A 25906-nucleotide genomic window follows, 5' to 3' on the forward strand; every position below is an offset into this window, starting at 1 on the left:
TATTTGCGTTAGACTCGCCTCGCAAGCTACGCTAATGTTTGTTATTGTTCGTTTTTATGATAACACACATTTACGAACATAAAAAGAACATTTTAAACATTTTGGAATAGCAGGAGCATTGTATTCTCGAAAAGAGTGTACAACAAAAAAACGACCTCCGCGCGCATCATCTGCAAAGAGGCCGTTTGTTGTTTTAGAAGAAATCTACTGAAGCTTCCACCTTCGATAAACATAAAGAGATACCGCCATAAACATGCCGTATACTAAGACGGTAACAAATACGTTTCTTGGGTCCGTCATAAGCGTGTCACCGATCGTGGCGAACAACAGCATCGCTGGAATTTTGCCAATCGATGAGGCGATCGCATAAACGGTAAAGGAAACACGGCTTAGCGCCGAGTACATATTAACTGCAATGGATGGAATGAACGGAATGAGCCGAGCAAACATAATCGTCAGAAAAGCATTCTGCTCAAACATCACCGTTAGTTTTCCGATGCTTGGATAACGATAGAGAAATTTCTTCCCCCACTCTTGATAGCCATAGCGGACAAACAGAAACATCACAATGGATGCTGCCGCTGAGCCCGTCCAAGTCACTGCCGCGCCTAACACTGGGCCAAGAGCAGCACCAATGAGCCCGCCGATTACGGGATACGGGATGACAGGAAAAAGTGCGACGAGCGTTGCCATAATGACGACGAGCGGCACATGATCCGCTTGCTGAAACCACGTCAAAATCACATCGCCATAACGATAAATAAGAAAAGCAATACTGGCATACAAAGCAGCTAGACCTGTTTTTTTGAGCATCGTTGTACCCCTGAATAGAAGATATCTCCAGCTTATCATTATTGAAGATAAATACGAGCAATGCATTGTGTCAAATTTAAGATAGCCAGTGATCAGTCGTTCAGTTCTTGTTTAAAGGTTGACCGTTGTCTCTGCTTATTTACCTTCATCTCACTGTAAAAAAGGCAAATAGCCGCTACTCCTGTTGTAGCTACCCCAACAGCGAGGAATACACTGCCGACACTCCACCACGAAGCCATCATCGCCCCTATTACCGGTGCAATGAGCATAGAGCTCGTCTGAAAAGCATTCGCTAACGCAAACACAGGACCAACCGTTTCATCCGTCGTCTCTATTTGCAGCACATAGCCAAACGGCACCGCGCTTTGTGCGCTGCAAAAGCCAAGCGCCGCACATAACGGCAGCCACAAAGCGAGCTCCGCTTGGAATATGCCCATTCCGCTAATTCCTACCGCAATAACGAGAAATCCAGTTACGATACCCGCTTTCGTCATATGGGTAAGCGGCCGCTGCTTCCACCCGCTCCATTGTCCTGCCAATAAAGCGCCGGCAACACTGCCTGCACCAACCGCGCCAATGAGCAGTCCGAATAAATTCTCAGCCATTCCCAATTCCTTCGCCAGCAAAACGAACAAACCATCATACAAAAAGATAAGGAAAAACAAAGAAGCAGCATATAGAATGACCGCCCTTAGGAGCGGCCTGCGCATCACATGCTCCCATGCAACCCTTAATCCGCCGGATGGCTTTGCCGCTTGCTCCCTCTGTCCTCTCCAAGACGGGATAAAACTGAGCATGAGAGCTGACAGTGCATACAATATAGCGCTTATGATAAATGGAACCGTTGCTCCGAGCCATGCCGTTATTGCTCCGCCTATCATAGGTCCCAACACCTTCGTCAAATTAACAGACATTTGGCTGAGTGAAGAGGCCTGCGCCAGCAAATGCCGGTCAACGATTCGTTTCACAGCGCTTTGCCTAACCGGATCAAAAACAGCGCTCATGCTGTGCTTAAGCAATACCAATAGCAGGAGAATAGGAAGCGACGGCGCCCAAGCCATCGCCAGCACGAATACAAATCGCAATAGATCGCATCCGATTAACAAGCTTTTTCCAGAAATATAACTTAGACGCACACTCATCAACGGTCCCACAATGACATAAGGCAAACCGACACAGATCGATAAAGCGGCAACTGCCATAGAGCCGTGATTCCATGCATAAACAATTAATGCGCTAAGCGCTATAAAATCAAGCCAATTCGCAAGGTCGGACAACAGCTGGCCAATAAACAGCTGGCGGAAGCTTTTTGCCCGCAGCGGGTGCCAAATCGGATCATTCGTTTTTGCATTTTCCATCTTGATAACCTCCGGTATGAGTTGATAGATCAAACAATACCGGGCAATTATCAGAGCAATATCAGAGCATGAATAAAGATTTACTAGAGAATTATTAGTAAGGTTTCAGCTCAGCTTGAAGCTGCTCCTTTACCTGTTTTGCAATATCATCCAGCCCAATCTGTGCCGTTAACCGGCTCCATTCCTTCACAAAGTAATCCCGGTCTGCTCCCCAGCCATGCACCTTGGTTATGATAAGAAGGGTGTGATAGCTGTTTAACAGATTGGCTAAAAAATGCGACTGCTTCAGCAGCGAGAATCCCTGTTCAATAAAGGACAAGCCGGATTTTCTGTTCGAACGATAGAGCGCTATCCCCTTCAAAACAAGGTAATGCCCCTCCTCGCGTTGATAAGGAAACTGTTTGAGCTTCGCTTCAACAACCTCTGCAGCCGAATCAACTTCTGACCACAGCTCAGCGCGCAGCACAAATTCCAGCTCTAAATTAGCGGTGTAGGGGATGAGCCCTTCCCAGTTATTCCGCTTCACTTCTGCTTTAAGCAAATCCAGCTTTTCCTTGGCAGCCTCGAACTCTCCCCAATCCATCAGCATGCTGATGATCGACATCGTTTCGAGCTCGTTTTGCCATATCTGCGCCAGCACCTGTTGCCTGCGAACGATCGCCACATACTCACGGTTGTCCTGCGGGTCAATAAACTGATTTAAGTACAGCAAAAGGAAGGCACGATCTGCAAATGAGCCCGCCTCCTCCCGCACAATAAAACGTACATCGCCTTCCATTACGCGAAATAAAAGCTTTAAGGTTGGATCCACCTTAAAGCCTAATACTTGCTCATTTCTAGTCAGCATGAGGAGCGCATCTCCTCTTCCATAGCGCAAATAAGTGCTGACAATTCCGCTTAGCTCCTCCGTAAACGAAGGCAGCTCGATTAGAGGGTTGTCATTCAGGCCACCCTGCTTCAGCAGCAGTCGATAACCGAGTCCACGTACCGTATCGATCTGAATAGTCGGCGACCATTGCGCAAGCTTGCGCCGCAGCCGGTAAATGTGATCATCTACCGTACGATCTACCGGCGCCTCCATTGGCCAGACGTTGTCTAGCAGCTGCTCGCGCGACAGCGTTTGCCCTGCATGGCTGTACATGAAATGCAGCAGCGCATATTCCTTCGGAAGCAGTAAAATCTTTTGTGCTTTCCATGCAATGGTGTAAGCACCCGCATCCCATTTCATAAATCTCTCGACCTCTATCCCTGCGCGCTGAAATTATGCTCTTTCGTTAAATCCACAGTGAACGGTGTAGGATCAAAGCATCCACCGAAACCAACGGCCATGACCATCTGTTTCCGCTAACGTTTCCTTTTGCTCCTTGCCCTCCAAATAATAATCAAGATGAAGATTTGGGTCCCACATATTATTGTAGAGGTGAAATATATCTCTTTGTTGCCCTATTCTCCTAATGCTGTCTGTTAATTCAACTTTGTCATCATGAGTCATTTGGTTCGCTACATGGGTGTGAAACACACCAATAACACAATCCTCCGTTATTTTAGCAACCATTTCTGCAAGTCGTTTCACGCCATTCCCCTGAAACAACTCCATCTGCTGCCCTTTTAATAAAGAAGCTGCTTTATCAAAATTCACAATCCGCTCATTATGCTCAGGCCAAATCAACGACTTTAACCAAAGATAATCGTCTTCCTCTTCCAGATTATTAACGTGCAAATCTATTCCTATCCTTGCAATCACCGGCGGACTTTGTTTTAGGAGATGCAAGGCAATGTCTCCACGAACTTCCGAGTGCAGTACCAGTTCAGCATCTATATTTCCATAGGTTTCACTATTGTTGTATTGATAACTATACTTATCCCAAAAAAGCTGCAGCCCCGCACTTGTGCCGATTTCAATGATTGCTAATGGTTTGTTCGTTTTTTGATACATATAACAAAAAGCAGGATACAAGTAAGCACAGCGTCTAACCTCATTCGTTTGTACTAGCTTGCTTTGGAGCAGTTGAACAATTTTGTTTTTATGCTGAAGGCAAAAGTGTTTAAAAAAAGGAAATGCCTCTGCTGCATCTCTCGGATCGTTAACTAAGCTGCCATAAAACTTTTGCAGTTCGTGGCTGCTCTCTTTGCGAAGCAAGTACTGAACCGCAGCAAAAAAAAGATTGGGTACTGGCTGGCCTTCTCTGCAATAAGAAGCCATCTGAAGCATTTCATCATCATCTGCAATGGCTAATGATAGCTGTTCATACAAACGGCTTGAGCCTTTGCATTCCCTCGTCGCGAACATCATAAATTGCTCAGTCAAAATAGGTTTGTTCAACAATGCCATCCCTCCATTTTCCCACTTAACGGAATTGTATCATGACTATCGATAAATTATATTTCAATGATTTTATAAACTATATAGATTTCTTTTATCATGTGTATGTAGGATGAGAAAGGACAAAATCAACTATTTACCTAAAAAACCACCTTCAGATTTTATGACTTGCCCGGTTATCCACTGCGATTCGTCACTCGCCAAGAAGCTGATTGCTTTAGCTGCATCCTCCGGCAAACCGATGCGTCCCATAGGGAACATTGGCAAAAAGCCAGCTTTCATCTGCTCATCCATCCAGCCAGAATCGGTGGGGCCTGGATCAAACCCATTCACTGTAATTTGAAGCGGAGCCAACCCTACAGATAGCGGCTCGATTAGCCCAATCAATGCGCCTTTTGTTGCAATGTAAGCCAAATTATTAGGATCGGGCCCTTTTGAAACCATAAAAATAATTCTGCCCGACGTCCCTTTAATTTGGTTTTTCTCAAATCTGCTCGCAAACTCTGTGCTTAACAATATCGGTCCGCGGTTATTCACAGCATAATGCTGGTCCAATATATTGATATCTAAGCTTTTGTAATTGGAAGGTACGCAATAGGTGGCATTGTTAATTAAAATCGTCGCGTGTCCTAACGACCTTTCTACTTGTTCCATTATAAGGGCAGGTGTTTCCACATTGGTAAAATCCGCTTCCATATGACTTGCCCTCACGCCTAAGTCTTCTAATTCCTTACGCAGCTGCTCAGGCCAGTCCTTCTCTCCCCCATTGCCTTCCGTTTCATCAAAAGCATGCCAATGCGTAAAGAAGATGTCTGCACCTAAGCGTGCAAGCGAACGGCAAATCGCTGTTCCAATTCCCGTTGATCTGCTCGCTCCTGTAACGATAGCTATCTTATTTTTTAATGAAATCATTCGCAGTTCCTCCATATTCGATTATCCTGTACTTATAATCTATCTAATAGATTTAATACATGTTGTTTAATCTGCTTTTTCTCATCGTCTGATAGAGCACTGGATCGAAAATTTTGTAAATTGTCATCAGGGATGATAATGGTTGATGGCTCCTGAAGCTCTTTTTTTCGATCATCTCCATCTTCAACCATCGTGATATGGGACTTGCTGAATTTCGAATGTACGATTTCTGATTTAACGTATTTTCCATCCAGATCATAATAATCCACAACCATTTTGATTTCAGAGCTTGTATAATTTTTATTTTCTGCCAAAGCAGTAATAGAGTTCACCTTCTTAAAGCCTGCTTGTTCATAAAAGCCATCTTTGTTTTTCTCTGAAAAAATTTCTATGCTAAATGCCTCGACATGCTCGACCTTGACTGTATTGCTGCAAGCACTTAACAATATAACAAAAGCAGCTATTATACTTAACTTCATTGCAGCAGCTAACCAATCTGATATTCTCATGACTTTCATAGCTTCACTCCTCATCGCAATTTCCAATAAAATTCCATTACTTTATGATTGCAAAGCTTTCATCATTTGTAAAGGTTTTATCTATAAACAAAAACAGCCCTCTACCAACACGGTAAAGGACTGCTTTGTGGAGCATATGGGAACATATGCGTTCTTACAGCCCGCAAACCAAGCCTGACACACCACTTTAAGAACCTATATGCTCTTAAACGCTCCCATTGATGAGTTACTCCTCCACTTTTGGAGCATATAGGAACGTATACGTTCTTACAGCCTGCATTCGAAGCCTGACACGCCACTTTAAGAACCTATATGCTCTTAAACGCTCCCATTGATGAGTTACTCCCCTACTTTTGGAACCGCCCCTCTACTCTCTATTCCACCGTCAAACAAAAAACGAGGTGGAAACATCTCCACCTCGCATGCAAACCCATTAAAATATTTTCCGACCAGCCGCATCGGCAATGCCCGATTTACGATAGAAATACGTATTGATCACATCGCGCCAATGTTTGCCATGAGCAGCTTGAAAGGCTAATCGCTCAGCGATATGCGCAAACCTTGCTTCATCGATTTTATCGGCCAAACCAGCCCAATCCCGCAGCATCTGATCGGCTTCCTCCGCACCCGCAAAATGGGTATCGTAGATATGCTGAATGACCGTCTTGCCAGAATGGAGCACATGGGTATAAGGCACATGATGGAAAAATAGCAGCAGCTCGTCTGGACAAGTGTCCAAACTATCATACTGCGAACGGTTTGGTTCATTATACTGTGCGGTATATCCTGTTCCGCTCGCCTGCGTTCGGTCAACGCCGATACCGTCACGATCTGCAAAATGGTAGGTTCCCCATCTTGAATACTCGTAGCCATCAACATCCGGACCAAAATGATGGTTAGGCGTGATCATCCAGCCTACGCCAAGCGGCGCCGTATAGCTTTCATATAACAGCCACGACTTCATCAGCATGTCACCGATTGCTAAAGCTATCTCAGCATCATTGCCAAACGTTGCGGCTATCCACTCGTGCGAAATCTCCTCGGCTGTTAAAGCCGGGTTCCACACCAGCCGGCCATATCCGTAAAGATTGGCTTGTGCGAGAATATGCCCTGTCCAGCTCTCTTCATTCCCAATATTGCTCACCGCTGCAATTCCGCTATATTTCATGCCGTACAATGTGCCATCCACCACTCGCTTAACTTCAGTCGATGCACCTTCCGCATAGGTATCGAAATCCATTACCTGCTTCCACTGCGGTACGAGATAGCAAAGATGCTTCTGTTGGCCGGTATATTCTTGAGTGATCTGGAACTCCATCATCTGGTTCGTTTTCTTCATCGCGCCAAACAATGGGGATACGGGCTCGCGAACCTGAAAGTCCATCGGTCCATTCTTAATTTGTAGAATGACATTACTCCGAAAACGACCATCGAGCGGTTTAAAATGGTCAAATGCAGCACGTGCTCGATCGATCTTCCGATCACGCCAATCCTGCATGCAGTCATAAACGAAGCAGCGCCAAATGACGATGCCATCGTGAGCTTCCAGCGCTTCAGCCAGCATATTCGCTCCATCTGCATGGTCGCGTCCATAAGCAAATGGCCCGGGCCGATGCTCAGAATCTGCCTTCACGACAAAACCACCGAAGTCAGGAATGAACGCGTAAATCCGTTCAGCTGTTTCCTTCCACCACTGCTGCACACCAGCATCCAGCGGATCCGCAGTAGCCAGACCTCCGATTTGCAGAGGAGCAGCAAAGTTAACACTCAGAAACAGCGTAATTCCGTACCTGCGGAAAATGTCTGCAATAACCGCAACAACAGGAAGCTTTTCCTCTGTGATGAACATCGTTTCAACCTCATGAACATTCACATTATTGATAGAAATCGCATTGAGGCCAACGGATGCGAGCATTCTCGCATAATCGTTTATTCGATTAAAATCACTCGTTATTTCTCCGTTTTGATAAAATATAGACTGTCCCGCATACCCTCGCTCTACCGAACCGTCAGCATTATCCCACTGATTAATCATTCGAAGCGACATGGCTGGAGATTCCTCAGCATTCAGTTCTTTCACTGGCTTACTGGCGCCTAATAGACGCAGCAAATGAAACACACCATATAATACGGCTGTATCTGATCCGCCGACAAGAGATAAGTTGCCATGGCCTTGCTGAGAGCTGTACCGAATCATATATCCCGCTTTGGACGGCTCCCATCTATCAGAATCCATCAATACGGAGTCCACCATAATATGAAGAAAGCCAGCCGTCGCAGGCTCAGCCCGCTCCTTTACTGCCGGGATTATGCCGATTAAGGCACGAATACCATGCTGCAGCTCTTTGATTGCCGTTTCCAAAACGCCGGTCGCTACGCCACTAAAGACGATCTGACCAAAAAGAGCTGAATACTCCTTTTTCAAATGCAAATCCTCTATCCGCTGAGGATTCAGCCAAGCCTTATACGTGTGACTGTCCATTTATTAACGTGCCTCCTTGTAAGCTGGCTCAGAGAGATGAGTGCTGCTTCATGACGCGCCAGAACGAACCTTTTGGCTCATGGTTCTCATCAAATAGCATTGGCCAATTTTTCCGTCCACGTACAGGAAAATCACTGAGCCACGTATAATCATCCGCCGCTCCCCAGAACGTAACCGCATCAATATGATTGCGATATTCCGTCAGCAAATGAAAGACAGCCTCATATCGTTTCTCCTGCAGCTCCAGCATTTCTTCAGTAGGCTTTGCTAAGTCGGTTCGTACATCATCATGGCGGAACATCGATATATCAAGCTCTGTTAATTGCAGTCTTAGGCCAAGTGAAGCGTACTTCTCGATAGCAGCCCTTATTTCATCTAAATGAGGATTATATAAGCTCCAATGCGCTTGAAGGCCAACGCCATGAATCGGGACATCCTGCTCTAGCAGCGATTTAACCAATTGATAGATTTTATCGCGTTTCAGAGGGTTCGACTCATTATAATCATTGTAGAAAAGCTGAGCTTTAGGATCTGCTTCATGTGTGAATTCAAACGCTTTGGCTATATAGTCCACTCCGGCGATATCCAGCCATTTGGTTGGACGCAGCATAGCTGCGCCTTCGTCAGAAATGACTTCATTTACGACATCCCATGCATAAATATCATCTTTATAACGGCCAACAACGGTATGAATATGCGATTTCAAGCGATCCAAAAGCTTCTCGCCGCTAACCGGGCTTCCATCCGCTTCTTCAAACAGCCAATCGGATGTCTGATTATGCCAAACCAGTGTATGCCCTCGCATTTTTTTCCCATGCTCTCTTGCAAATGCGACGATTTTGTCTGCTTCTTCGAACGTATAGGTAGCTTCGGAAGGGTGCAAGCTAACAAATTTCATTTCATTCTCAGCAGTCAAGCTGTTAAAATGTGTGGCAATGAGATCGCGAGCCTGAACAATCGTGCGCGGATTGACCGCTGCGCCTATATCAAATGAATCTTTGAATGCTTCATATAGCTTAGGAATAGAACTAGCTGCATTGCTGCTCATCGTATTTCCCCCTGTCTATTAACCTTTCACGCCGCCTACTGTCATACCTTTTACAAAGTATTTCTGTAGAAACGGATACACCATAATGATCGGCAAGGAAGCCACAATTGTCATCGTTGCCCGAACCGCAACCGGGGTCACTGAATTAGCTCCTGAATTAGCCGCACCTGAGAAAGCATCGGCTGCCGACTTCGTCGTCAAGGAAGCATTGGAGTTCTGAAGAATTTTTTGCAGCTCATACTGCAGCGTACTGAGATCGATATTTGATGAATTGTACAAGAACACATCAAACCACTGGTTCCACTGATACACCGCTGAGAAAAGCGCTACAGTCGCGAGTACAGGAATGCAAAGCGGCAGGACGATACTGTAAAACATTTTAAAATCGCCGGCTCCGTCTATTCTAGCAGACTCCAAAATGCTCTCAGGCAGCCCTTCAATAAAGGAACGGATAATGATTAAGTTAAATACACCAATTAAACCTGGGAAGATGTATACCCAGAAGTTGTCAAGCAAACCCAAATCACGAATCAATAAAAAGTTTGGAATGAGCCCACCGTTAAAATACATCGTCAAGATGAACGCAATTGTAACGAATTTCCTAAGCACATACTCTTGTCGAGTAATCGTGTAAGCCACCATCGCTGAACAAAAGACAGTAGCTATTGTACCAATCACCGTTCGAAGGATGGAAATCAGCGTCGCATGGAATATCGTTGCTTCTTTTAGTACATAGGCGTAATTGTCCAGCGTCCATATCCTTGGCAGCAAATAAATGCCGCCCTTAATCGAATCCGTCGCATTGTTAAGTGATACGGCGGCTGTATTCAAGAAAGGATATAAAGTAACAACCATCAGCAAGGTAAGAAATATATAATTGCAAATATCAAATATGAGATCGCCGCGTGATGAGCGGATGCGGCTTGGTTTGTTTGGCACAGCTTCTGATGCCGAATGACTCATGTTGTACCCCTCCCTTTAAAACAGTCTGGACTCGCCCATACGTTTTGCAAGATTGTTCGCTGCGAACAATAAAATAAAGCTGATAATGGTTTTAAACATGCCCGCTGCAATCGATAGCGAGTAGTTGCCTTGCGCAATCCCGTATTTAAGAACAAATATGTCAAGGTTTTCGGAAAAATCGACGTTCATGCCGTTCCCCAGCAAATACTGCGGCTCGAAGCCCGATTCAAGCAAATACCCGATATTCATAATGAGCAATACGATAATAACCGGTTTGATACCCGGAAGCGTTACATACCACATCCGTTTAATTCGGCCTGCTCCATCCATCTCTGCTGCTTCATATTGCGCAGGGTCAATCATCGTCATTGCCGCTAGGTAGACGATTGTATTCCAGCCTACATCTTTCCATACAGAGCTTGCTCCAAAAATGGTCCAAAATTGCTCGGGTATACCGAGAAATAATATTTCCTCGCCTTTTTCCACAAAGCCGGTCCAAAGCAGCATTTGATTGATGATGCCATCTGGAGATAACGTTGTTTGAATAATGCTTGCCGCAACTACCCAAGAAATGAAATGGGGCAAATAACTGACCGTTTGAACAATGCGTTTGAAAGCAACCTTGCGAACCTCATTTAATAACAATGCAAGAGTTATTGCCGTAACGAAGCCGAGAACCAGATTGATTCCGCTCATCGCCAACGTATTTCTCAAGACACGAATAAACCGTTCGTCTTCGAACAAAAATTTAAAATGATCAAACCCAATCCATTTCTGCTCACTGAAGCTTTTGGCTGGCTTATAAGCTTGGAAGGCGATCGTCCACCCCCATAGAGGCATATATTTAAAAATAAACAACCACGCTAGAAACGGTACAGACATAAGAACAAGCACGCGCTGCTCAATGAGCTTTTTCGCAAAATTCTTCAGTCCCGACGGCTTCTTAGGCAGCACCAGGTTTGACGATGACATATCGGGCTTATGTTCCATCTTGAATCTCTCCTTCCGGACTGAATGATGCTGGATAGCAAGCAAAGACGTCTTCGGCGACCTCTGGACGCTGAAGCAGCTTTGACGGAGAAATATAAGCCTTTTATAAGCTAATAAACTTATAAATTCTTATATTTGAAGAAAGGCCGGCATTTTGCATGCGCAAGCCGGCCTTCCACCGTTCCTTCTATATTATTGCTTGGATGCTTCGATCAATTTCTTCACTTCATCTGTTGTCCATTTCTCGTAAGCAGCCGTATCGAGCTTGCTAAATGCATTGGTGTACTCAGTCCATACTTTTTCAAAGTCTGCTGATTTTGCAAGGACAAGCTTAGGGAAATATTTTTTCGTAAGCTCATCTTTTTTCGTTTCCCAAATTTGCTGTGGAGAGCCTTGCTCCTTCGGAATGCCCCAAGCAGGGTACCATGGACGATCGTCCGGTGCTGCGAACATTTCCGAATACGTTTTCACGCCATACTTCTCGAGAATAGTTTTATCTTCATTGGTTAAGCTCATTTGAAATACTTCTGCTTGCATTCCTGGTGCTACGGAGTTTCCATCCGGCAGGGACGAGCCGTTGTTGTATAGCGGCCAGTTCCAAGAATAATATTTAAATCCAAATTTTTCGTTGAAAGCTTCATCAATTTTGGCGATTTGTTCCGCTGTACGGTACATCCGGCCTTTATCGTTTATTTCGTACGTTTCCCCTTTAATGCCCCATTTTTGAAGAATTTGGTTCTCGTCTGTCAACAAATTATCCAAATATTGAATAATGCGAACCGGGTCTTTCGCGCTTACAGTAATACCCATACCACGGTTTTTAACAAAGCCTGGAGGATCCAGATATTGATCCTTTTGACCGTCAAAAGTAACAGGAAGCGGGAAGTATACGAAATCATCCTGTGTTGGATCTTGTTTAGCGGCGTCCTTGAGCGCATTTTGCGCATTAGCAAACTGCCAGCCGTAATCAAAGAAACCTACTACCTTATGCGAAGTTAATTTCGCCAAATATTGATCGTAATTGTCTACGAAAGATGCTTTATCGAAATAACCGCCAGCATTCATATCATTCAGCTTCTGCAACCAACGTTTCGTGTTGTCATCTGCTGCATATGTTTTTGCTTCAAATGTGTTCATATCCACGATGACGTTTCCATCATTCGGGTAACCTGCCAAATGGTTCGGCGGGTTAGCTGTAGCGAAAAATCTCCAGTCATGCGTCAAAGAAACGATTCCCGTCAAATCTTCGTCTTTATGCTTGTCTACAAAATTTTTGACTAAATCCATGTAAGCATCAAGAGTCGTAATTTTCGGATAACCGGCTTCTTTCAAAACACGTCTTTGAACCCAGAAAGCACCTTGGTTTATATTCGGATCTGGAATGTACTCGCCAACCGTATTTGAAAACGGCAGGAAATAAATTTTACCATCCGCTGCTTTCATTTGATTGAAATATTTACCGTATACACGCTTAATATTCGGACCATGTTCTTCAATTAGGTCGTCCAATGCAATAAACGCACCTGCTTCAAGAATTTTGTCTATTGCAGCATCCGGAATCATAACATCCGGATAAGCGTTGGATGCGATCATCGTTCCAACCTTCGTGTTCAAATCGCCAACCAAATGCTCGATTTTAAAGTTTACACCCGTTTGATCTTCTAAAATTTTGCCGATTGTCGTTTCATTGGTGTTCGTATCCTTGGCCGCTGCTACACCGTTGAAATAAGAGAAGGTTACTTTCTCAACCGGCTTTTTTTCTTCCCCATCTTTAGCTTGTTCGGTTGGAGTGTTCGTGCTGTCTGCTTTCTTTGCTTCTCCGCCATTGCCGCTGTTCGAGCATGCAGCAGTAAAGATCATAAAGGCAGTCATACAAGTCAATAATATTTTCTTTTTCACTTTCCCCAGCCCCTTTCGAGTGCAACTTATTTTGTAAGCACTTTCATTATAAGTAATTCAAAATACTTTGTTTACCCGATAAACTATAGTTCAAACTTAAAAAAACATATACGATATTCGTTTTACGGGCACCTCATATTTCTACAGGAACAGCAACCCGAATAAATGTGCCTTGTCCAGGCTCACTCTCAATTAATAGTTGAAAACGGTCACCATAAATCAGCTTCAAGCGGTAAATAACGTTTTGAACGCCAATTCTCTCGCCCAACTCTTCGTCGCTTTCCAAATAGCCATAAAACTGTTTTACTTTTTGTTCATTCATGCCAATTCCATTATCTCGGATCGAGAAAATTAACGTGTCCGCCTCGCGTTCAACCTGCACCTGAATGCTGCCTCCATGTCTTAGAGGCTCAATGCCATGGATGCTGGCATTTTCTACGAAAGGCAAAAACATCATTTTGGGCACCATGCACTCTTTTGCAGAAGGATCTACATGAATGTGATAATTCATCCGATCTTCAAAGCGGTATTTCTGAATTTCGAGGAAACACAATATAAATTCAATTTCCTCACTAACCATGACGCGGTCCTTGCCCCAAGTGAGCGAGGTTCTAAATATTTTCGCCATATTATGAATGATCTTGGCCGTCTCCATCTCGTCCTTAATCAAGCTTCGCATTCGAATCGTTTCCAGCGCATTAAATAGAAAATGAGGATTGATTTGGCTTTGCAGTGCATTCAGCTGCGCTTTCCTCCGTTCGAGCTCTAATGTTTTGGTCTGAATGTCCGCGATATAAACATCATCAATCAAGCTTTTCACTTGTATCGTCATCCGATTGAATTCGCTCGTTAATTGTCCGATTTCATCCAAGGATTCACCCTGCTTAATCGTATCGAAGTTTTGGTTCTTCACTTTTTTCATATGCTGCAAAATGCGAACCAACCGCTCATGCAGTGAACGTGAAATCCATAATATAATCAGCGTTGGGATGAAAATATTTAAACAGGCCAGCACAAAAACAAATTCTCTAGACTGTCTTACGTCCTTCAGCACCTCTTCCTCCGAAATCGTCCCTACAATGCGCCAATTTTCCAAATAACTCACATAAGAATTCGTTGAAGGAAATTGGATGGAATCCTTTGGAAAAACCAATTCATCAAACGATACCGGTTTTCCGCTCCAGTCCACCTCAGGGTCTGTCGTATACTCCACATGACCTTTATCATCAATTAAATAAATGTTGCCCTGCAGGTTTTGATTTCGAAATATTTGGTCAATCGTGCTCGTTTTCAAATCAATTTTCAAATACTTTTGCCATTTATTTTTGGATTCAAAATAATTCATTTCACGGATAATGCTGAATGTATTCCGCCTGTCCGCGCCATCGCTTTTCAGATATAAATCCTCCTGCTGCGTTCGGATGAAAATAGGGTAAGAATTGTTCCTTTCCTTCAGCAATTGATACCAATCAGACTGCTTAATTTCGTTTGATAAATAACCAACGCCGCCTGAATGCAGCATCGTAGGATTTTCTACGAAAATTTTTATGCTTTGAATGGAGGCATAAACAGGAGTATAGCTATTCAAAATTCTCCGGAAATACGTATCATAAGCTTCAACATAAGCAGCCGGCTCTTGATAGTCCGTTTCTAAAATTTCGTTTAAGTTGTAATCGGTATAAAACACAGCTGAAATGGTCACGGCATCCTCGACTTCGGCGCGGAATTCGTTGTTGATCTGTTCTACTGCTCGTGTAATATCCTTCATCCGTTGATTTCTCACATTATCCGTCGTCACATTATAAAAAATAACGTTGGTTAATACGATTGGAAGAAACACCGAAAAGATATAAAGGATGAGCAACTTATTCCGCAGACGAACATTGTTGAGACTTAGGCTCAGCTTCACGGATATTCTCCTTTTCTTGTGCAAACGGATGGTTTAAGTAACTACGCCTACAAAAGCTTATTTCGGTATTCTGTAGGAGTCATATGCTCGATCTTCTCGAATTGCGTAACAAAATAATCTGCATTGCTGAAGCCAATTTTCTCCGCAATCTCATATATGCGCATCGTGCGCGATTGTCTAAGCAGCTTTTTAGCCTCATTCACCCTAAGCTGGAGTAAAAATTCATTAAAATAGACGCGGTATGTCTTTTTAAATAATTGGCCTAAATAGACCGGATTGACATAAAATAACGCAGCAATGCTCTYCAAGCTGATATTTTGCGAATAATTAGCTTCAATATAGCTTTTAATTTTTTGAATATCACTCTTCAGCTGTTCCTTCCTAAGCTCTGCAATACTTTGCTGACTCTCTTCGATAAATGCATAAAACAGTTTTTTCAGTTCACCGAGCGATAAATTAGAATCATGCCAGTTTAGGAGCGGTGCCAGTGTATGCAAGGAGTTTTCATCCCCCTCCATATTGCGGATCGTTTTCAAAATTCCCATCAAGCATAGCTGAATGTTCATTTTAACCGCTTCTGGAGCATATCGTTTCTCGCGAAAATCAATAAACCATTTATCAACAATTGTTTTCACTGCCTCCAGCTGCAGCTCTTCCATTTGCTCCATAAATAAATTAAATTCAGCAGGATCAAACCCGATATAATTGAGCCTCTCCAGCTTTTTTTGATCGAAGCTAACGATGCGATTGTCCTCGTTTATATATTTGTATAAACTGGCTTCCTTGGCGGTCTTGTACGATTCTCGGATCTCCGACAAATGTTGAACAGCAGAACCTGCGTAAAGAAATACGCCTTTTCCCAAATGTGCATCCAGCGCATCTCGAAAGGCCGTTAACAATCGCTCAATATCTCCACCCCATCTTGCCAGTAAATAACTAGGCAGCAAAATCCCGATGCGATTGCGATGCTCATTTAAGCAAATTGGCTGATCTGCAGAAGTTATACGCGTAAGCTCTTGTTGAACGAGCTCCTTGAAGTGCGCGTAGGAAACTTTCTCCTCATACGGATGCCAGTTGTAGTTATCATTCAGCTCAGCAAGCAAATAATATAAACGATCAGCTTTACTCAGATTCAAACGCTGCTCCCATTCTGCAATGGACGCCTCGCTCGCTTCACCAAGAATGAGTGATTTAATCATTTCACCGCCCAGAAGCCGTTCATTTCTAGCCTGTTCCTCTTGCTGCAGTATTAATTTATCTTTTAATTTGCTCAACGTAGCGGCGAATTCAATCTCATCGACCGGTTTAACAACGAAGTCATGAACGCCATAACGCATCGCTTGCTGGGCATAATTGAAGTCATTGTAGCCGCTTATGATAATAAAATAAGGTACTGCAATATTTTCCAGCATGACGCATCGAATGAGCTCAAGCCCATCTATAACCGGCATACGAATATCCGTTATGACAAGCTCTGGCTGCACACGCTTGATCAGCTCAAGCGCATCCTCGCCATTGTCAGCCTCCCCTACAATCTGAAAGCCGCAGGTTTCCCAATCGATAAGCTTCATTAAGCCTTTGCGGGTAAATGGTTCGTCATCAACCAGAATTGCACGATGTAAATGCATCAAATTCCTCCTCTTATTGGGGGTTAGACCACTTTAAAAACCGGATCTACAGGCAAGTAATGAACAGGAATAGTGGAATATTTATGGCGAAGCCGATCAGCCAGCAGTTTCATACCTGGCTGCTCGCTTTCGGAATGTCCTAGAACAACCAGTGCTTGGTGCCTGCCTAGGTGGACGGCATCCCTTACATACTCTGGCGTCTCCCACTCCGGGCCTTCGCCGTATATGATCAAGTCCAGCTTATAGTTTGCAAATAAAGGAATTGCGTTGTCCCCCCCGCCTCTGTAGCCGGCCAACAATCCAATCCGGCTGCAACTCGTGGATAAATCCCCTACTGCACGCACATAACGGATTCCCAGCTTTTTTTTGATATGCTCGATTACTTGCTCGAGCTTCATCGGTTGAACGGCAACGATTGATGCGGCGGGCAAATGCTCCGTCACATAATCATTCCAATCCAAGGCATGAATAAGCCCCTCCATAATGCCGTCTGGCTCGTACCGATGCCAATAATCGTGGAAGCGATAAATCGCCAAACCTGATTCTTCAATGAATCGGCTTTTAGCCTTATAAATAGGATCATTCACGTAAGTAGATTCCTTGGCATCATGGTGGCTGAAGAAGGTTCCTTCATGCGTAATAATGAGGTTCGCACCCATTTCGACTGACCTTTCCAGCACCTGCTGCGTTGCCATAAACGCAACAACAATGCCCTTGACTTCCGTTTGAGGATTTCCAAACTTTAGCGTATCCACACTGCCTGCAATTGGAGTTACAGGGGCCAATAAATCATCCACAACATTTTGTATTTTTATCATTTTATAGGTGCACCCCTTCAGATTTATTATGACATGTAATTGAATAAAAAGATGAAATAAAGCGTATTCATATTTAATTAAATTGTAATTTCAAAAAATAAACTGCACAATGTAAAAAGTATAGTGTCAACCCTATAAACTATATATTTTGCAATACAAAAAAGGCGATTGCTTCCGAATTAATTTCGGTAAGCAATCGCCAAATTATTTTGATCGTTTCAGTTCAAAAATGATGGAATGCTAACGGCCTATAGACGTTCCTTCACCCATACCGCCATCTCGCCTTTGCCGCGATTCGCCCATGCGTAATAGGGAATAAACGTAACATCCGTCTGCTCAAGAGCTGCATCTGTGTTGGTGCGGTAAAGCTGAGTGCCCCAATCCTCGAATTGAAGCTTCAGTGCCTGCGCCTTAATGACTTGGATGCCGCCAATCAGATGTTGTTCAAACGTTTCCTCCAGCTTGGCATCCTGCGGCAGAAGCAGCTGCTGAAGCTGCTTCCCATTGTCCGCCTCCTCTAGGCAATAGACGAGCGGTCCGCGCTGCAGCGCTACCTTACCAGCATTTTGCTTCACTAGCGGATGGCTTCTTACTCGTAATATAGGCATATCGAGTGCAAGCTCCACAACGTCGCCGGACTTCCACTCCCGCTCAATTCGCGCATAGCCGTCCACGATTTGATTCGCAAGGGAAAAGGCTTCTCCGTTTATGAGTACCGCTGCATTGGAAGACCAGTCTGGTATACGCAGCGCCAAAGTGAATACTGAAGGCTCGCCGAGTGTCACCTCAAAACGTGCTGACCCTGCCCAAGGCATATTGGATTGCTGATGAAGCTTGATTTTTGTATCTCCTAATGAAAGCTCCATTTCTCCGCCGATATACAAATGCGTATAAATGGTATTACCTTTTGTGGAATACAAATATTCGCCAAGCGAGGCAAGCAAGCGCGCAATATTCGGCGGACAGCAGGCACAGCCGAACCACTCTTGGCGGACAGGCTTCACATGGTTAAAGTTTTTGTTTCTTCCTTCACATACATCCGGCGTTACCTCCAGCGGATTTACGTAGAAGAAATGTCTGCCGTCGCGCGACATGCCTGCAATAACGGTATTGTACAAAGCACGCTCCATAACATCCGCATAGCGGCTGTTAGGCTCGAGCTGAAGCATGCGATGAGCGAAGAAAATGAGGCCGATCGATGCACAAGTTTCTGAATATACCGTATCATTTGGCAGATCGTAATCGAATGAAAAAGCTTCGCCCTGCGCCATAGATCCAATACCGCCAGTAATGTACATCTGCTTGGAGGCTATATTGTCCCACAATCTGCGGCATGCCTCAAGCAAAGACTCGTCGCCCGTTTCGCGTGCAACATCCGCCATACCCGCAAGCATATAAACGACACGTACCGCATGGCCAACCGCCGTTTCTTGCTCACGAACAGGCAAATGCGCTTGGAAATAATCCGCTTCAATATGAATTTTATTATTGCTCCAATGCGAAGTTCTGCCCCTGCGGTCAGCCTCTGCTTCGAAGAAGCTGGGCTGCTGGCCGCGTTTATCAATAAAGTAGCTGCTTAGCTCCAAATATTTGCGATCACCTGTCGCTTCATATAACTTCACAAGCGCCAGCTCAATTTCTTGATGACCGTCATATCCTGCAATTTGACCTGGTCCATCACCAAACACGACAGCAATATCATCTGCGATGCGGCATACAATTTCAAGCAGCTTCTTCTTGCCTGTTGCTTTATAGTAAGCTACTCCAGCCTCGATCATATGGCCTGCGGTATAAAGCTCATGGCACTCCGTCAAGTTTGTCCACTTCTTGCCCGGCTCTTTAATCGTATAGAAGGTATTCAAATAACCGTCAGGCTGCTGCGCCTTTTCAATAATGTCGATCATTTCGTCAGCAATTTGCTCTAGGCCAGTATCTGGCTTTGTCTCAAGCAAATAAGCGACCGCCTCCAGCCATTTGGCTACATCGGTATCTTGAAATACGAAGCCGTAAAAATCCCCTTTTTCTAAACCTGCCGCAATTTTAAAATTACGAACCGCTCCGCTTCGTTCGGCTCCCTCTACTTGATCATTTATAGCATCCCATTGATAGGGTACAACAACATCCCTAACTAGATTAATATAATAATTCCAAAATGAATCTTGAATTTTGATCTGCTTAAGTGATACGGGTTTGGCATGGTCCCTGCTTGCGATTTGCTCCATTTATTAAAACCCCTCTTCCGAAATGAATAACTTTCATACTGCTGATCTCTATTTTATGGGTTAAAATAAAACTTAAATACAAACGAAAATAACTAAATACTTATAAAATTTCACACAAGCAGGGAGTGTAATTGATTATGATAGCAGCATCGGAGCATATTTATTTTGCAGCCCCTCCGCTTCCTTATTACTTAGAGAGCGGCGTTACGAATCACGAACGGGGCGATCAGCATCCGAGCCGGAAGCAGCTAGGCGTATTTGATCTTCTTATCGTAGAACATGGCTGCTTATTTATAGGCGAGGATGAGCGGAACTGGCAATTAACAGATGGTCAAACCTTGCTTCTGCTGCCTGACCGCTATCACTATTCCGTAAAACCTTCCGAGGAAAAAACACGCTTTTACTGGGTTCATTTTCAAGCGGTGGGGGAATGGCAGCAAACGGAGCTCGATCACTCGGGCATTAACCAAGAAGAGCATTACAATCGTTTCTTAACTTCGCCTTACTCCCTTCACCTGCAGAAAGCATGGACGCTCCCCTATCCAGAGCAAGCGTTTCGCTTAATGCGTACGCTGAACAAAGCTGGAGGAGAGCGTCAGTCGAGTGCATTCTGGACGCAGCAGCAGACATTCGAGGAGCTGCTGCGTATGATGGACCTGCGGCAAAATGACAGCTATACAAGCCCCATTGTCACTCTAGCTGAGAAAGCGGAGGCTTATATAAAAAATAATTATCGATTTGAAATTTCAAGCAAAACGATGGCTGAAGCTCTCAATTTTCACTATAACTACATTACCCGCTGCATGAAGCAGGTGTATGGCATGACACCTATCGACTATTTGTCCAAATATCGGCTTGAGCAAGCCAAGCTGATGCTGCTCAAAACAGAATGGCCGATCGCAGAAATCGCACAATATGTTGGATTTGAAAATGTTCCCTACTTCTCCAATTGCTTTACGCAGCAAATCGGGTTGCCGCCTACGAAGTTTCGCAAGCAATATACGACGTAATTTAAGGCGATAACGTTTGCTTCAACCAATCGCAAGCCAGTCGGCCGCTTATTTCATGCTTGCCCGGAAATACGTCCGTTAAAAGCTTGTCACCAGCTCCATCCGCCTCATAAATGGCCTGAATCTCTGCCTCCGCCTTCCGAAAGCCTGCCAGCGGAAAAATCGGATCATTTTCTCCAGATTCAAGAAATAATGGACGCGGAGCAATTAATCCGATCAATTCCGGCAGCTCCGCGTGAACGAGTAAACTTGGCGTGTAATTATCAATGCAATGATGAACAGCAAAGATGCTGTCTTTGACTGTGCTGGCGAAGCCAGTCAATACCGTTGCATTTATGCGCGCTTCCAGCACGGCCGTCACAAACCCAATTAAACCTCCGCCAGAAAAACCCATGAGGCCAATCCGATCAGCATCAACCTCTTTACGCGTAGACAAATAATGAAATGCTTTTAACGCTTCTGATACGCGCAGGCCGGTCAATGTCTTGCCAAGCATCATCAGCTGCGTCGACAGCCGGTAGCACGAGCTTGGCGTATCTGGATTAAGCGCAAGATCGGCATGGAGCCTGCGTTCGCCGAAGCCGATCACGTCTGGTGCGATCACGACCATGCCCCGTTTCACGAGCTGAATAGCAAAATGCTGATGGCTGCCGGGGTCTTCATCATCTAGTGATCCATCCTGCCGCAAACCAACAATTTGCCTGCTCCCATAACCATGACCATGCAGTGCCAGCACACTCGGCTGCGGCCCCTGCACATCACTCGGAATAAGCACATACGCGGCAAAGGTCAGCTCTGGCGTAGCCGACAGCTCCACCCGTTCGCGAACATATCCATCGCATTGAACGCGCTCAAGCAGCTTCGGTATATGTGCGGGATTAGGCTCGAACTGGCCTACCAACTCTCGCAGCGCTGATTTCAGCTTCGGCCTGCGTTCATTTCGGAGCTGCAGAGTTCGAAGCTGTTGATGCCGAGCTATGGCTTCGTCATATAGCTTCGTTAAATAAGAATCACCATTCCACATCGTGATCTCTCCTCATTGTTTGCGTTTTTGTTGTTCTCTTCCCTACATTCTGTTGTCTTTAAGAAAATTCAAGCAAAGTGGTTGAATCTTTATTCTTAATGTTGTATATTTATGCAATACAATGAATAACCGGGAGGCTCGTAAATGATTCAGATGGAAAAGTCAGCAACAAAGGCATTATTAGAAACGGCGGAGAAATCGGTTCTTTTTACGGCGCACCGTCCCAGCGTCGTGATGGAAAAAGGCAAGGGTATGTTTTTGTGGGATACGGATGGAAATCGTTACTTGGATTTTGTCGGCGGCTGGGCGGTTGCAAGCTTGGGGCATTCCCCTGCTGTATTGCAGGAGGCATTGTCACGTCAGGCTTCAACGCTTGTTCATGCAAGCCCCGGTTACTATAATAAACCAATGATTGAATTCGCCGAGACGCTGACCAGCGTCAGCGGTATGGATAAAGCTTTTTTTGTAAGCAGCGGTGCTGAGGCGAATGAAAGTGCAATTAAGCTGGCAAGAAAACATGGCTCTGTTAATTTGAATGGAGCATATGAGATTATTACGTTAACGAACAGCTTCCACGGACGCTCGCTAGCTATGATGTCTGCAACTGGGAAAGCAAAGTGGAAGGATCTATACGCTCCTAAGGTCGAGGGCTTTAAACATGTACCTATTAATGACCTTGATGCTTGCTTTGCTGCGGTTACGAACAACACCTGTGCAATTATGGTCGAGCTCGTGCAAGGGGAAGGCGGCGTTCATTCCGTAGATGAAGCGTATTTGTTCGGATTGCGTAAAATATGCGATATGTACGGCATGCTGTTAATATTTGATGAAATACAGACGGGGATGGGCAGAACAGGCAAGCTGTTCGCATATGAGCATTACGGTATTATGCCTGATGTCATCACCTTAGGCAAAGGCATTGGTGCTGGCTTTCCGTTGGCGGCGATGCTGACAAAAAGCAAATATGACTTATTTGAGCCGGGAGATCAAGGCGGAACCTATACAGGAGCCCCGCTTGCCATGGCCGCAGGTTATGCCGTGCTTCAGGAACTGCTGGAGCAAAACTTGGCAAACAACGCTAAGCTGCAAGGCCAATTTCTAGAAGGCAGCCTTCGCGATCTTTCTCACGAATTTCCGATTGCGAATATTCGCGGCAAAGGGCTTCTGCTCGCATTTGACGTACCCGAGAACACCGCGGATGAGCTTGCTGCGATCTGTATGCGTGAGGGACTGCTTATCAATGCACTGAATTCATCTACCATTCGCCTCGTTCCTCCATTAATTGTAACGCAGAAGGATATCGATCTCATGATATTCATCCTGCGCCGCTCTTTCCGTCAGCTGCTTGCTGCCAAATAATGACTCATTCGTAACGAGCCAGCTGATCCAGCGAATGCTGAATCGGCTGGTTTATTGAAGTGAGCTCTTGCGCTGGCCTCCGCCACACAATCGACTCCGCGTCTCAAGCTTCTACCAATTCAGCGCATTGCCTGCATAATCCACGTATTCACAATCTGCTGCCGCAGCATCCAAGCTTATGCGGGCTTCAACTAGCTTTAGAATAGCGGACGCCGATTGCTCAGGCGTAAGCGTTGCTGCAGCATCTAACTTGCCCTGCATATACGTCTGCACCCAGCCTGGGTGCACAACCAGTACACGGCCACCCAGCTGCTTAATGCCATTATGGATCAGCTTGGATTGCATGTTCAGCGCTGCCTTTGACATACAATACGCATACCAGCTGTCCCGGTAGCAATCACTTATGCTGCCCGCCTCCGACGAAATATTGAGCAGAAACTTTGACTCTCCTTTTAGCAGGAGCGGCATAAAGGTCTGGCTCATCCGCAAGCTCCCTAGTGTATTCACATTGAAAACATCAAGCATCTCCGCGTAGTGAAGCGGATCCAGCACCGTTGCTGTAATGTCTCCCAATATCGCTCCGTTATTGATTAATAGATCCAGCTGATCCGTCCTTGCAGCTGTTGCCGCGAACGCCCTCGCCACACTCTCATCACTTGATATGTCCAGCTGCAGCACCTGCAGCCGACCTGCATGTGCTTCTTTTAACTCATCAAGCTGCGGTACATGGTCCGCATATTGTCCAGCAAAAACGTCATATTCTAGCTCAAGCAAGCATTTTACGAGGGCCAAGCCTACTCCTCGATCTGCTCCGGTTACGAAGGCTGTTTTCTTCAATACAATCACTCCTATTATACTTATTGAAATCATTGCGAATGATGGATAAGCTGCTCCGCATAATCTAGTTACGGTTGTAATGCGCCTAATTAGCAGGAGGGCTCCCATTTTGCGTACTCGAGCTGCCAAAAAAGAAGAATTTGAAATATACATTGTTCCCGCCTGGAAATGGAAGGAGTTCATTGCCTTTGAGCTCATCGGCGGCGCGGCATTTTATTTGCTATGCCGAAAAGCAGTGCATTCCGAGTTATTCGGAATAGCCGCGAATATAGCCGGACCGCAGATGCTCAAATTTTTGATGGCTGCTTATCGCTTGGATACAAAAAAACGTCCCACAGCCCCCGCTGAGCTAGCGGAATTGTAGAACGTTTTATGCATGCTAGAAGCCGAAGTAAGCTTTCGCGTTGCGGTAAGAAATATTTTGAACCATTTGACCCAGCAGCTCCATATCTTCCGGCGCCTCGCCATTCTCGACCCATTCACCTAGCAAATTGCAGAGCAAACGCCGGAAATATTCATGTCTGGTGTACGAGAGGAAGCTGCGGGAATCGGTCAGCATGCCAACAAAGCGGCTAAGCAGTCCTTGATTGGCAAGCGTATTCATTTGGTCAATCATACCATTTTTTGTATCGTTGAACCACCATGCAGAGCCAAGTTGAATTTTCCCAGGCACCCCGCCCCCTTGGAAGCTTCCAATAATGGATCCCAGTACATCATTGTCCTTGGCATTTAGCGAATAAACGATTGTTTTCGGAAGCGCGTCGTCCATATCCAGCGCATCAAGCAGCCTCGTTAGCGGGTAAGCTACGTCGCTATCATTGATCGAATCAAATCCTGTATCCGGTCCGAGCTTGCCAAACATGCGCGAGCTGTTGTTTCTAGCCGCATTGATATGGAACTGCATCGCCCAGCCGCGCTCGGCATACAAACGTCCCAAGAAGAGCAGCGTATACGTCTTGTACTGTTTCTCTTCTTCCAGGGTGACCGTTTCCTTGTTCAAGGCTTTGGCAAAAATAGCGGCAGCAACAGCCTTCGTTGTCTCTGCATACGCAACGTAGTCCAGCGCATGGTCAGACACTTTGCAGCCCGCCTCAGCGAAAAACTTTACTCTTGCCTCAAGCGCATCAAGCAGCGCATCATAGCTGTCGATCGTCGTTGCAGCCGCCTCTTCAAGCTTGCCAACCCATTCTAGAAAAGTAGGACGATTGATTTCCAGCGCTTTGTCAGGCCTGAAGGAAGGCAGCACCTGTACGTTAAAATCATCTAAAGCTTTGATCGCGATATGATACTCCAGCGAATCAACAGGATCATCTGTCGTGCAGATGACCTCGACCTTGGACATGTTGACCAAATCACGCGCTTTAAATTGGCCTGTCGCGAGCTTCGCGTTAACCTGTTCCCATATGGACGGTGCATTTTTCTCATTAATAAGCTCATAAATGCCAAAATAACGACGAAGCTCCAGATGCGACCATTGGTACAGCGGATTGCCGATCGTTTGCGGAACGGTTTTGGCCCATGCTTCAAAGCGCTCGTAATCGGTTACTCCCTCGCCGCCTGTTACTAAACGCTCCTCTACTCCATTCGCACGCATTGCCCGCCACTTGTAGTGGTCACCGTACAGCCATGCCTCCGTAATGTTCTCAAAGCTTTTATTCTCAAAAATTTGCTGCGGACTCAAATGGCAATGGTAATCAATGATCGGCATGTCCTTTGCAAAATCATGATACAGCTTAATCGCCGTTTCGTTTGACAACAAAAAATGATCGTCCATAAATGGCTTCATTCCAGCT

The 25906-nt window shown here is 45.1% G+C and carries 21 protein-coding genes; 3 read left to right on the plus strand and 18 right to left on the minus strand.

Going from position 1 to position 25906, the window contains the following annotated elements; genetic code table 11:
• Positions 1-204: 204 nt before the first annotated feature.
• From AB4Z17_RS02560 to AB4Z17_RS02630, 15 genes are all read right to left on the minus strand, one after another.
• Complete coding sequence (locus AB4Z17_RS02560) at positions 205-813, minus strand: TVP38/TMEM64 family protein (RefSeq protein WP_441957961.1); 609 nt, start codon at positions 811-813, stop codon at positions 205-207.
• 92 nt (positions 814-905) lie between these two features.
• A complete protein-coding gene (locus tag AB4Z17_RS02565; protein ID WP_441957963.1) occupies positions 906-2171 on the minus strand; it encodes an MFS transporter in 1266 nt (421 codons plus the stop codon).
• 94 nt (positions 2172-2265) lie between these two features.
• Positions 2266-3399: a winged helix-turn-helix domain-containing protein gene (locus AB4Z17_RS02570; protein ID WP_441957965.1), complete on the minus strand. Its 1134-nt coding sequence runs from the start codon at positions 3397-3399 to the stop codon at positions 2266-2268.
• Positions 3400-3471: 72 nt separating this feature from the next.
• On the minus strand, positions 3472-4497 hold the full coding sequence (locus tag AB4Z17_RS02575) for a DUF2332 domain-containing protein (protein WP_441908881.1): 1026 nt from the start codon (positions 4495-4497) through the stop codon (positions 3472-3474).
• Between the two features lie 129 nt (positions 4498-4626).
• Complete coding sequence (locus AB4Z17_RS02580) at positions 4627-5406, minus strand: SDR family oxidoreductase (protein ID WP_441957966.1); 780 nt, start codon at positions 5404-5406, stop codon at positions 4627-4629.
• 32 nt (positions 5407-5438) lie between these two features.
• The gene (locus tag AB4Z17_RS02585; RefSeq protein ID WP_441957968.1) at positions 5439-5924 is read right to left on the minus strand and encodes a hypothetical protein; all 486 of its coding nucleotides are present in this window, start codon (positions 5922-5924) and stop codon (positions 5439-5441) included.
• A 433-nt stretch (positions 5925-6357) separates the two neighbouring features.
• Complete coding sequence (locus AB4Z17_RS02590; RefSeq protein ID WP_441957970.1) at positions 6358-8406, minus strand: alpha-glucuronidase family glycosyl hydrolase; 2049 nt, start codon at positions 8404-8406, stop codon at positions 6358-6360.
• Between the two features lie 28 nt (positions 8407-8434).
• Positions 8435-9454, minus strand: coding sequence for an endo-1,4-beta-xylanase (locus AB4Z17_RS02595; RefSeq protein WP_441908877.1), 1020 nt, complete (start codon positions 9452-9454; stop codon positions 8435-8437).
• Between the two features lie 18 nt (positions 9455-9472).
• A complete protein-coding gene (locus AB4Z17_RS02600; protein ID WP_441957972.1) occupies positions 9473-10417 on the minus strand; it encodes a carbohydrate ABC transporter permease in 945 nt (314 codons plus the stop codon).
• 15 nt (positions 10418-10432) lie between these two features.
• Entirely contained in the window at positions 10433-11407 is a 975-nt protein-coding gene (locus tag AB4Z17_RS02605) for an ABC transporter permease (protein WP_441908875.1), read from the minus strand.
• Positions 11408-11599: 192 nt separating this feature from the next.
• On the minus strand, positions 11600-13279 hold the full coding sequence (locus AB4Z17_RS02610) for an ABC transporter substrate-binding protein (protein ID WP_441909084.1): 1680 nt from the start codon (positions 13277-13279) through the stop codon (positions 11600-11602).
• Between the two features lie 160 nt (positions 13280-13439).
• The gene (locus AB4Z17_RS02615) at positions 13440-15215 is read right to left on the minus strand and encodes a sensor histidine kinase (RefSeq protein ID WP_441908874.1); all 1776 of its coding nucleotides are present in this window, start codon (positions 15213-15215) and stop codon (positions 13440-13442) included.
• Positions 15216-15262: 47 nt separating this feature from the next.
• Positions 15263-16843, minus strand: coding sequence for a response regulator (locus tag AB4Z17_RS02620; protein ID WP_441957974.1), 1581 nt, complete (start codon positions 16841-16843; stop codon positions 15263-15265).
• Positions 16844-16866: 23 nt separating this feature from the next.
• Entirely contained in the window at positions 16867-17661 is a 795-nt protein-coding gene (locus AB4Z17_RS02625) for a Nif3-like dinuclear metal center hexameric protein (protein WP_441957976.1), read from the minus strand.
• 248 nt (positions 17662-17909) lie between these two features.
• Positions 17910-19883, minus strand: coding sequence for a glycoside hydrolase family 127 protein (locus AB4Z17_RS02630; RefSeq protein ID WP_441957978.1), 1974 nt, complete (start codon positions 19881-19883; stop codon positions 17910-17912).
• Between the two features lie 137 nt (positions 19884-20020).
• On the opposite strand from AB4Z17_RS02630, the gene AB4Z17_RS02635 reads away from it, so the two are divergent.
• Positions 20021-20893 (plus strand): helix-turn-helix domain-containing protein, encoded by an 873-nt coding sequence (locus AB4Z17_RS02635; RefSeq protein WP_441957980.1) that lies wholly within the window; start codon positions 20021-20023, stop codon positions 20891-20893.
• A 1-nt stretch (position 20894) separates the two neighbouring features.
• Here AB4Z17_RS02635 and AB4Z17_RS02640 read toward each other — a convergent pair whose 3' ends face one another.
• Positions 20895-21917 carry a dienelactone hydrolase family protein gene (locus AB4Z17_RS02640; protein ID WP_441957982.1) on the minus strand — a complete coding sequence of 341 codons (1023 nt, stop codon included), beginning with the start codon at positions 21915-21917 and terminating at the stop codon, positions 20895-20897.
• A 144-nt stretch (positions 21918-22061) separates the two neighbouring features.
• On the opposite strand from AB4Z17_RS02640, the gene AB4Z17_RS02645 reads away from it, so the two are divergent.
• Positions 22062-23276, plus strand: a complete 1215-nt coding sequence (locus AB4Z17_RS02645; RefSeq protein WP_441908867.1) for an aspartate aminotransferase family protein — start codon at positions 22062-22064, stop codon at positions 23274-23276.
• Positions 23277-23387: 111 nt separating this feature from the next.
• Here AB4Z17_RS02645 and AB4Z17_RS02650 read toward each other — a convergent pair whose 3' ends face one another.
• Complete coding sequence (locus tag AB4Z17_RS02650; protein ID WP_441957984.1) at positions 23388-24122, minus strand: SDR family NAD(P)-dependent oxidoreductase; 735 nt, start codon at positions 24120-24122, stop codon at positions 23388-23390.
• Between the two features lie 100 nt (positions 24123-24222).
• Here AB4Z17_RS02650 and AB4Z17_RS02655 point away from each other — a divergent pair, with 100 nt between their 5' ends.
• Positions 24223-24477, plus strand: coding sequence for a hypothetical protein (locus AB4Z17_RS02655; protein WP_339207608.1), 255 nt, complete (start codon positions 24223-24225; stop codon positions 24475-24477).
• 15 nt (positions 24478-24492) lie between these two features.
• On the opposite strand, the gene uxaC is transcribed toward AB4Z17_RS02655, so the two are convergent.
• Positions 24493-25899 carry a glucuronate isomerase gene (gene uxaC, locus AB4Z17_RS02660; protein ID WP_441957986.1) on the minus strand — a complete coding sequence of 469 codons (1407 nt, stop codon included), beginning with the start codon at positions 25897-25899 and terminating at the stop codon, positions 24493-24495.
• Positions 25900-25906 lie beyond the last annotated feature (7 nt).

Source organism: Paenibacillus sp. TAF43_2, assembly GCF_052113545.1.
Lineage (GTDB): Bacteria > Bacillota > Bacilli > Paenibacillales > Paenibacillaceae > Pristimantibacillus.